Origin of the sequence: Fusicatenibacter saccharivorans (assembly GCF_027667425.1) — a bacterium.
In the GTDB taxonomy this organism is placed as follows: domain Bacteria; phylum Bacillota; class Clostridia; order Lachnospirales; family Lachnospiraceae; genus Fusicatenibacter; species Fusicatenibacter saccharivorans.
In genome coordinates this window covers 1-8,549 of record NZ_JAQEGR010000035.1, presented here as the reverse complement: position 1 = coordinate 8,549, position 8,549 = coordinate 1, and the positions used below count along the sequence as shown (strand labels likewise).

12 protein-coding genes and 1 pseudogene are annotated in these 8,549 nt (G+C 49.9%); 1 reads left to right on the top strand and 12 read right to left on the bottom strand.

Features of this window, described 5'->3' with window-relative positions:
- Positions 1-72: 72 nt before the first annotated feature.
- Genes PGS38_RS17275 through PGS38_RS17265 form a run of 3 tightly spaced genes read right to left on the bottom strand, consistent with a single transcriptional unit; the run spans position 73 to position 888 of the window.
- Positions 73-369, bottom strand: a complete 297-nt coding sequence (locus PGS38_RS17275; RefSeq protein ID WP_099357249.1) for a DUF3847 domain-containing protein — start codon at positions 367-369, stop codon at positions 73-75.
- On the bottom strand, positions 362-703 hold the full coding sequence (locus PGS38_RS17270) for a DeoR family transcriptional regulator (RefSeq protein WP_118660734.1): 342 nt from the start codon (positions 701-703) through the stop codon (positions 362-364). The genes PGS38_RS17275 and PGS38_RS17270 overlap by 8 nt, the downstream gene beginning before the upstream one ends.
- Entirely contained in the window at positions 700-888 is a 189-nt protein-coding gene (locus PGS38_RS17265; protein ID WP_005929946.1) for a hypothetical protein, read from the bottom strand. Before PGS38_RS17265 ends, PGS38_RS17270 begins: the two co-directional genes overlap by 4 nt.
- A 483-nt stretch (positions 889-1,371) precedes the next feature.
- Between PGS38_RS17265 and PGS38_RS17260 the strand changes: the two genes are divergently transcribed.
- Entirely contained in the window at positions 1,372-2,178 is an 807-nt protein-coding gene (locus PGS38_RS17260; RefSeq protein ID WP_118660732.1) for a helix-turn-helix domain-containing protein, read from the top strand.
- A gap of 99 nt (positions 2,179-2,277) precedes the next feature.
- On the opposite strand, the gene PGS38_RS17255 is transcribed toward PGS38_RS17260, so the two are convergent.
- The 9 genes and pseudogenes from PGS38_RS17255 to PGS38_RS17215 form a co-directional block, all read right to left on the bottom strand.
- Positions 2,278-2,844: a CPBP family intramembrane glutamic endopeptidase gene (locus PGS38_RS17255; protein WP_117762285.1), complete on the bottom strand. Its 567-nt coding sequence runs from the start codon at positions 2,842-2,844 to the stop codon at positions 2,278-2,280.
- A gap of 47 nt (positions 2,845-2,891) precedes the next feature.
- On the bottom strand, positions 2,892-3,269 hold the full coding sequence (locus tag PGS38_RS17250; protein ID WP_118660730.1) for a TnpV protein: 378 nt from the start codon (positions 3,267-3,269) through the stop codon (positions 2,892-2,894).
- On the bottom strand, positions 3,229-3,501 hold the full coding sequence (locus tag PGS38_RS17245; RefSeq protein ID WP_002592127.1) for a helix-turn-helix domain-containing protein: 273 nt from the start codon (positions 3,499-3,501) through the stop codon (positions 3,229-3,231). Before PGS38_RS17245 ends, PGS38_RS17250 begins: the two co-directional genes overlap by 41 nt.
- 280 nt (positions 3,502-3,781) lie before the next feature.
- Positions 3,782-5,407: a recombinase family protein gene (locus PGS38_RS17240; protein WP_002594230.1), complete on the bottom strand. Its 1,626-nt coding sequence runs from the start codon at positions 5,405-5,407 to the stop codon at positions 3,782-3,784.
- Positions 5,408-5,534: 127 nt separating this feature from the next.
- Complete coding sequence (locus tag PGS38_RS17235; protein WP_002594231.1) at positions 5,535-5,729, bottom strand: transposon-encoded TnpW family protein; 195 nt, start codon at positions 5,727-5,729, stop codon at positions 5,535-5,537.
- Positions 5,726-6,580, bottom strand: coding sequence for an ATP-binding protein (locus PGS38_RS17230; RefSeq protein WP_002594232.1), 855 nt, complete (start codon positions 6,578-6,580; stop codon positions 5,726-5,728). The genes PGS38_RS17235 and PGS38_RS17230 overlap by 4 nt, the downstream gene beginning before the upstream one ends.
- Entirely contained in the window at positions 6,577-7,317 is a 741-nt protein-coding gene (locus tag PGS38_RS17225; RefSeq protein WP_002594233.1) for a replication initiator protein A, read from the bottom strand. The genes PGS38_RS17230 and PGS38_RS17225 overlap by 4 nt, the downstream gene beginning before the upstream one ends.
- A gap of 130 nt (positions 7,318-7,447) precedes the next feature.
- Positions 7,448-7,834, bottom strand: coding sequence for a cysteine-rich VLP domain-containing protein (locus tag PGS38_RS17220; RefSeq protein ID WP_002594234.1), 387 nt, complete (start codon positions 7,832-7,834; stop codon positions 7,448-7,450).
- Positions 7,824-8,549 (bottom strand): annotated as a pseudogene (locus PGS38_RS17215) (relaxase/mobilization nuclease domain-containing protein); the annotation flags it as partial. The pseudogene PGS38_RS17215 and the gene PGS38_RS17220, both read right to left, overlap by 11 nt.

Sequence of the window (8,549 nt, the reverse complement as noted above, 5' to 3'; positions counted from 1 at the left end):
CCTCCGGCGAGGAGCCTTCGGAGAACGCAATGCACCAACCTCTGGGTGGTGTATAATTGCGCCCTTAGTAAACTAAGGGGTTTCCGCCTTCTCCCGTTCCAGCAGTTTTTTCAATAGTTCCTGCGTGTCCTGCCTGTGAAAAATGAGTTTCAACAACAGCATGACATCATCATCTGTCAGGCGTTCCGGCTCTTGCAGAAAACTTTCCAGCATACCGCCACGGGTACAGAGCCGGTGCGTCCGTTCCTTTCGGGTAAGCTGCTTTAACTGGTGCTGCAATGCCTTTTCATCATTGATGGCTTTCCGCAGTTTCTTTTCGCTTTTCTCCAACTCCCGGTTGAGCTTTTCCAGCTTTGAGGTATCAGGCAAGGGCAGCGTCCTCCTTTCCCGGTATCAGCACATAAATCCTGTTTGGCTCTCCAACGCCCTGACGCACCCGCATGATAAGTCCGGCGGTTTCCAGTTCATTCAGAGAACGCTTGACCGTCATGGGGCTGCGGGACAGGACTGCGGCAATGGCTGTGACAGAGAAGCAGACAAACAGGATTCCGTTCTCGTCCTCCTGCCCTTTGGATAACATAGCGTCCAGCATCCGGCAGTACATGACCTTTGCGGTGCTGCTGACTGGAAATCCTGTCAACGCTTTGGGAAATGGCATACAGGGTGGCAAGGGTGTGTCTATCGTCATAAATTCAAAATTCATTCGGTGTGTTTCTCCTTTTTCTTTGCTCGTTTGGATAAATAACGGGGGCAGTCAATCACAACCGCCCGGAAGCTCTGCTTGCACCCATGCTGGCATTTCCGGCATAATTCGTTGTAAGTGACACGCCCCCGGTCATTGAGGTAAAAGGAAAGCTCATGCTTCCTCTTTTTGCTCATTCTCGGCATATTGCGCTTCCTTCCGTTTTCGTGTATGGTTTCGGGGCGATTTTCGGCAAAATTACGGTCATAGAGCCGCTTAAAATCTCCCGAAGTATCAGCGATAGGGTAGACTATCCCCCTATCAGATTGTCGTGTTTCGGTATCATTTCGGTGTCAGTTCGCCAGTTCTCCCCGGTGTCGTTCCTCCCCTGAATCTCACAGCGGCGTATCGCTCCCTTTGGTACGCTCGTTTCGGTCAGGGTTCCTCCACATCCCTGCCAAAAGTCATGGCACTACATCGCCGGGGAAGCATATCCCACACAGGCTGGTCATTCGATTGGAATAATCCATCGATGAACTACCTGTATCATAGAACATTTTTGTGCCCTGTGCCGTATGTCCACAAAGTAGGAATTAGGAGTAAAAATCAGAAATTTCCACGATTGCGGAAAGTGTGATATAATCCAGTTAAGCGGCAGCAATGAAACCGCCGGAAAGGAGTGTGCGCCCATGAAAGGAGCAACAAGCATACAGGAACGCCTTTGGGAACTCCGCAAGGACAAAGGCTTAAATCTGGAAGAACTATCAAAGCTGACGGGTATTTCCAAATCTGCTCTCGGAAGTTATGAAAAAGAGGATTTTAAGGAAATCAATCATGGCAACCTTATCACGCTGGCAGCCTTCTATGGGGTTTCCGTTGATTATCTACTGTGCCGGACAGAGAACAGGGAGCAGATCAACACGTCATTGACGGAGCTGCATTTGAATGATGAGATGGTTGCTCTCCTGAAAAGCGGTCGGATTAACAATCGTCTGCTCTGTGAGCTTGCCACACATAAAGATTTTATCAAGTTTCTTGCAGACATTGAGATTTATGTGGACGGGATTGCCACCATGCAGATTCAAAATCTCAATGCACTTGTTGATACCGTCCGGCATGAAATCATTGAACGGTATCGCCCCGGCGAAGATGACCCGCATTTGAAAGTGCTGCAAGCCGCCCATATCAGCGATGATGAGTATTTTAGTCACATGGTTCTGGATGACCTCAACCTCATTATCCGAGATATTCGGGAAGCCCACAAAAAGGACAGTGAGAGTGCACCCCAGACCACCGTTGCCGATGAACTGAAAGAAAATCTGGAAGCAGTCAAAAATTTCAAGGGCAGTCGGGATGAAAAGCTGGTTGTCCTTTACTGTAAACAGCTCGGTATCAACTATAAAAATCTGTCAGACGAAGAATTTCGCTGGCTGATTCGGATTCTCAAAAAGTCAAAGAAAATGGGAACGCCTATCAGCCAGAGAAAAAAACGGTAAAGAAAAACCTCTGTTGCATGGTTTGTTGGCTTCCATGTAGCAGCGGTTTGTGCTGGGATTATTCAGTTGATATTGTATAAAGCGATAAACTGTAAGCTATCAATCGCCACTTAGGCGTGTTTTCCCAATAACAATGTAAAACAACGGTATCATTATAATCATTGCTGCTATGATATGTACATATATGAAACTTTGTGTTCCTGTAACAAGAAACAAACTTGTTATTGTATAATTCCATAACCAATGAAATCCTGTGGGCATCCAAATACTCTTTGTAGTGTAAAACATTTCATTGGCAAATATTCCATATAGAAAAGGAAAAATAAACATTACCAGAACAGAAATATTATCGGTATTAAAAATATGTGGTAGTGTAAAAATAAGTGCAGCTATTACGCAACTCAAATACTTATTTTTACATTTTTGCAGCAACAGCCCAAAAATAATTCCTCTAAAAATAACTTCTTCAATAAAGGACACGAAAAAGTAAAATATGAATTTCCCTTTATGATTCATCAACAGTGATAAAAAATCAGTGTCTTGAAGAATTATATTTGATTTGACTGATGAATAAACTATAAACAATACAATGATTGGCATTATAGCTCCAACTGCAAAATTCAAAAAATCTATTTTTCTAAAATATAACCCTATGCTTTTTAACATAACGCACCTTTTAACCTCTGATTTGTCATAATCCTAACACCATACTATTATGAATAAATTATCTCATGCAAAACAATTTCTTCTGCCCGGTCGTGAATGTTATTACACCGCCGCACCCATTCCATTTGACGGGTACACTTTAATTCCTCGGTTACGCCCTCGGCAATTTTCATCTGCTCCATGATAGTGTCTAACCGTTCCTGTGCCTGTTCGTTCAGGTCTGCAAGATATGTCCACAATTCTCCGGTCAGTATCAATGTGTTCAATCTGGCTGGGTGGACTTCTCTTAAATATTCCCGGTGCATCCGTCCATACTTTCCGATGGGGCGGCGTTCTTCCGGCAGCTTCAAGTCTGGGATGTAGTAATCTCCGACAAGGATATAATCAATTCCGTTTTCTGTTATTCTTGGTTTCAATTCGCTCATGTTCCTTACCTCCTGTGGAAGCAGGCTCGTCTGGTACTAACTCAATCACATCGGTAATCTCACAATTCAGCGTTTCGCAGATACGGGCTAATGTGTCCATGCTGATGTGCTTTCCCTCTTTGCTCATGTTGGCAATCATATTCGTTGTCATACCGGCGGCAAGCCTTAAATCTTCTTTTCTCATATCACGCTCTAACAGTGTATGCCAGAGTGGTTTATAGCTGATGTGCATATTGCTTTCCTGCCTTCCTATCCATACCACCGGGGCGGTTGCCCCGGCAGGAACTTTTCTCTTATTATAACACCAATCTTGTGAAATCACAATTTAATCTTGTAGCCTGTCGCTGATACCGTCTGGATTGTGCTTTTCCTTTCTTTTTTGTTCCCTTTAATTAGCCATGAACTGCTTCATGCCCTGGGACTTTGCTTATGTGTGATAAAGAAGTAATAGAAGTGTAAAAAATTTTGCCGTTCCTATCCGGCACATGAGGTATGTCGGATAGGTCGGGCGGTTAGGTGTCGGGCAGTTCTACCTTGCCGACAAAAGAATAATAGATTTCGATTTCCTGTCTGCGTAACTTGCCCCGGCGTTTCCCGTCAAGGGCAACGCTTTCATGGACAACGATTTTCTCCACAAACTCCCGCAGCAGAGTAGGGGTAAGTTCTTCAATGGTAGTGTGCCTGCGTACCACATTCATAAACTTTTCAGCGTTTGCGGTGGCTTCCTGCGCTTTGGAAAGTTCTTCCCGCAGTCTGGCGGCACGTTCTTTCAGTTCTTTCTGCTCGGCTTCATAGTCTGCCGACAGCTCTGTGAAACGCTCGTCCGATATGCGCCCGGTTACGCTGTCCTCATACAGCCGCTTGAAGATAGCAGATAACTCGGCTATGCGTTTCTCGGCGGCTTCCAGCTCCTTTTTCTTGGCGGCGTTCCTGCGTCTGTCCCCGTCCTCATTCTGCTCGATTAAAAGCTTCATAAACCGGGCTTCATGCTTTGCCGCATAGCTGGTAACTTTCCGCAGATTGGAGAGTACGCCAGCGGTCAAGAGGTCAGTGCGGATAAAGTGCGCTGTGCAGTCGGCGGTGCGTTTCTTGTAGCTTCCGCAGATATAACAGTCCTGCTTGCGCTTGTCCGTCTGGTATCGCTGCTGGTACATGACGCTGCCGCAGTCGGCACAAAAGAGTATGCCGGAGAACAAGCCCACTTCGTCATAACGGTTGGGGCGTTTGCGCTGCTTGCGTAACTCCTGCACCCGTTCCCACGTTTCCCGGTCAATGATAGGCTCATGGTGGTTCTCAAAAACCGCCTGCTTTTCCGGGGGATTTTCTATGCTGTGTTTCAGCTTGTAGGACGGCTTCTCGGTCTTAAAGTTTACCAGACAGCCCGTATATTCCCGGTTTTCCAGCAGATGAACCACGGTATTGGTCGCCCACTTGCACTCATAGCCGGGGTGGTAGCGGCGGGTGCTGCCCGTCCTGCGGTATTCCAGCGTCCCCGGCGTGGGGATTTGCTGCTCGGTCAGCATACGGGCTATCTTGGTCGGACCGTTCCCGGCAAGGCAAAGGCTGTAAATCTGCCGTACCACCGGGGCGGCTTCCTCGTCAATGATAAAGTTTTCGTCCTCGTCCATGAGGTAGCCATAGACGGGCTTGCTTGTGATGGGCTTTCCGCTCATGCCCTTAGAGCGTTTTACTGCCTTGATTTTCTTGCTCGTATCTCTCACCAGCCATTCGTTAAAAATGTTCCGCAGCGGGGCAAAATCATTTTCCCCCTGTGCGCTGTCCACTCCGTCATTGATAGCGATGAAGCGGACACCTTTCTGTGGGAAAATCATTTCTGTGTACATTCCCACCTGTAAGTAGTTTCGCCCTAACCTCGACATATCCTTGACGATAACTGTCCCGACTTTCCCTGCTTCAATGTCTGCAAGCATGGCTTGAAATCCGGGTCTTTGAAAGTTCGCACCGGAATAACCGTCGTCGGTGTACCAGCGCAGATTAGAAAATCCATTCTGTTTGGCATAGGTTTCCAAAATCCTCTTTTGGTTGGAAATGGAATTGCTCTCGCCTTGCAGCTCGTCCTCATGGGACAGTCTTGGGTAAAGGGCGGTAATGAGTTGCTGGGTGGTCTGTCTTAACATAAATTCCTCCGTTTCCGACAGCCAGCCCCACTATTCCGTACCTTGATTGTACCACATGGGGCGGCTGTCTGTATAGCGGCAAAAGCGTCAAATCTGCTTCTTTACGGTCGGTAAAAATGACGGTTTTTCAATCAGGCTTATCACAGGTCAAATATCCGGCGGCGGCTTCTGCTTCCAGCACTTTCATCATCTTGTCAGCGGCGGTGTCGGTCGCCCCCTCCTTGAAAAAGCCAGACACCACAAGGATTGTGTTGCCTATCCTCGTTTCGGTCACGCAGTCCGGGCGGCGGGCAGGGCGTTTGTTTCTCTGGGTGTCGGTCATAGGCAAATCTCCTTTCCGGCAAGCAGCCGTTTCAGCTGTTCCATTTTTCCCTGTGCGGCGGCTTTCCTCAAATTCTCCCCGGTAAAGCAGAGAGGGGAACACATTTCAAGCAGGCGGTCATAAATCCGGGCGTGGGCGGTGTCCTCCGGGTGCTGCAATTCCTCCAGCGTGAGGTTGGTCGTCACAATCAGCGGCTTCCTGCTCCGGTAGCGGCTGTCAATCACATTGTAGACCTGTTCCAGACCGTATTCTGTGCCACGCTCCATTCCAAAATCGTCAATGATGAGCAGGGGGAAGCTGCAAAGGCGGGAAATATATTCGTTCCTGCCCGCAAAGCTGGCGGCAAGGTCGTTTAATATTGCTGCAAAGTTTGTCATGCACACCGGGACTTCCTGCTCCATGAGGGCGTTTGCAATACACCCGGCAAAATAGCTTTTCCCAGTGCCTACCCTGCCCCACAAGAGCAGCCCGTAGTTCCCGTCCTTTATCTGTTCCCAGCGTGCCACATATCCGGCGGCGTTCTTCATCTGCGGGCAGCTGCCGTTATCGTTGGCAAATGTCCAGTCCTGCATGGTCTTGTCTGTAAAGCCCTGCCGTTTCAGCCGTTCCACCGTTTCAAGGTGGCTGCGCCGCTTCTCGGCGGCTTCCCGTTCCTTACGGGCTGCCCGCTGGCAGTCGCACTCTGACGGGTGGCGGTCACGCCCGAAAAAGGTCTTGCCCTCCGGGAAATAGGCTTCTTTGGGTTTCCGGCATTTGCCGCAGTATAAAAGCCCGTCCTCCCCGGTGTAATCCTCCGGCTCGGCTGTGGTGTCGGTCATAGGCAGTATGGTGTTGTGGATTGTATCGGTCATAGGCTTTCTCCCTCCTTGAATGAATAGTCCGGTATGCCTTTCTTTGGCTTCTCTTTGGCAGCGTCCTCCTGCGCCCACTTGTAAATGGTGGCTGCATGGCTCTGGTACTGCTTCCCGGTGGAAGCGATGTGGCAGGAAAGGCGGTCAAGGTAATACTCCCACTTGCCGGGGAAGTCCTGTTCCAGCTCCAAAAGTTCTGTGTCAGAAAGAAATACATTTTTATATCTGCCATAAGCGGCGGGGGGCTGCCCCTCACTCGCTCCTTTTGTTTGGCTCTCTATTAGGTTGTTTATATTAGTTTGGTTAGGGGACGGTTTTCCGACCGTCATAAGGTCAGTTTTCCGGCTGTCAGTTGGTCGGTTTCCCGCCCTTATGAGGGGCGGTTTTCCGTCCGTCAGTTGGTCGGAAAACTGTACCACTGGGATAGGCGGCACTTTCACATACAGACGGTTGGCGGCAGAAAAGCCCGTCCGTCTGCGTTCCAGCAGCCCGGCAGCGTCCAGTTCGTTCAGTGCGCCCTTTATGGTGGTGCAGCCTTTATCCAGCATTTCCGCTATCTCTGCTATGGGGTAGACAATGTATGTCCGTCCCTCGCTGTCCTGCCAGCCGTTCTTCTGCGAAAGGGTGGAACGGTCTAACAGCAGCGCATATAACTCTCTTGCGGTGTGGGATAGGTCTGTTTCCAGCAGGAAACGGGGGTAAGGCAGGTAAGCGGGCAGCTCCGTTCCTGCGGTCATATAATCAGCGATAGGGTTCACCTCCTTGTGGTGTCTGTCTGTGGGTTCTGTTACGCTTTTAGGGGGCGTTTTTAAGGGAAAAGGATAAATGTATCACGCACCCTTTGACACCCTCCAAAAAAGCCTTGATTTATGCGGGTTTGAAATGCCCTAAAGCGTGACATTTCTCCCTTTGTTTCCGCTTCCGTTTGGCGGCGTTTATCCGCTTCATGCGTCCGGCGCAGTCCGGGCAGTATTTCCCCCGGTTGGATTTTGGGAAGAAGAACGCCCCGCAGACAGCGCAGCGTTTCCGGCTTCCCCGGCGCAAGAGGGCGGCTTCCAGTGCTTCATCAAGGGGCAGGACAGCGGCGGTAAACCAGCGGCAGAGCAGCGAATAGCTGATACTCTGTACACACACGCAAGGCTCGCCGTCCTCCAACAGCAGGCAGTTCCCGCTGTCATAGTTGCAGCACTCATGCACAAGGCGGCGGGCTGCCCGGTACTGGCGGTAGTCCATGCGGGGGATATTACCGTTCATGGCTCTGCTCCTTTCTGCGCTGCGGCTCGCTCCGGCGTAAAATCTGGTCGATATTGCCCTTGACAGTCTGCAAGCGGCGGTACTCCTCCCGTTTTGCCCGGTAATCGTTGTAGCCGCTGTTTTTCTCTTTGATAAGGCTTTCAATCTCTGCTTGCAGGGATTTATAGCTCGGCAGCTTGGAAATGCCGTTCTCCCTGAAATAGCGGGCGGCTGCGTCTGCTATGATAAAGTCACTTTCATGCTTCTGACGGTAGGCTGCTTTTGCTTTGGCGTTTTTCTGCTGTTTCAGCCCGTCCCGGACAGGGCGGGTCTTGGAATAGGCAAGCACCTGCCGTTGCAGCTCCTTTTTCCCGTTCAGCGTCTTTTCCACCTGCTTCAACCACGCAAGGCTTTCCTGCATGGCGGCATAGGCGGCAGAACAGGCTTCGTCCAGTTCCTCCGGGGAGGAAAAGCCGTACTGCTGATAGGCGGTAACGGTAGCTGCCATTTGCTTTAGGTTGTGCTTTGCCGCCCAGCGGTCATAGCCCACGCCCTTGCCCTCGGCTCGCTTGGCTTCCCGGTCAACCATGCGCTGCAAGGTGTTGTCTGCCGGGGTGGTTTTTGCAGCTTTTTCCCCTTGTAACGGCTTTTTAACTGCGGCAGGGTATTCGGGTATGGCTTTGGTCTGTTCGGCAGCTCTGTGGGCGTTCTGCGTGAGCAGGGCAAGGACAGCAGC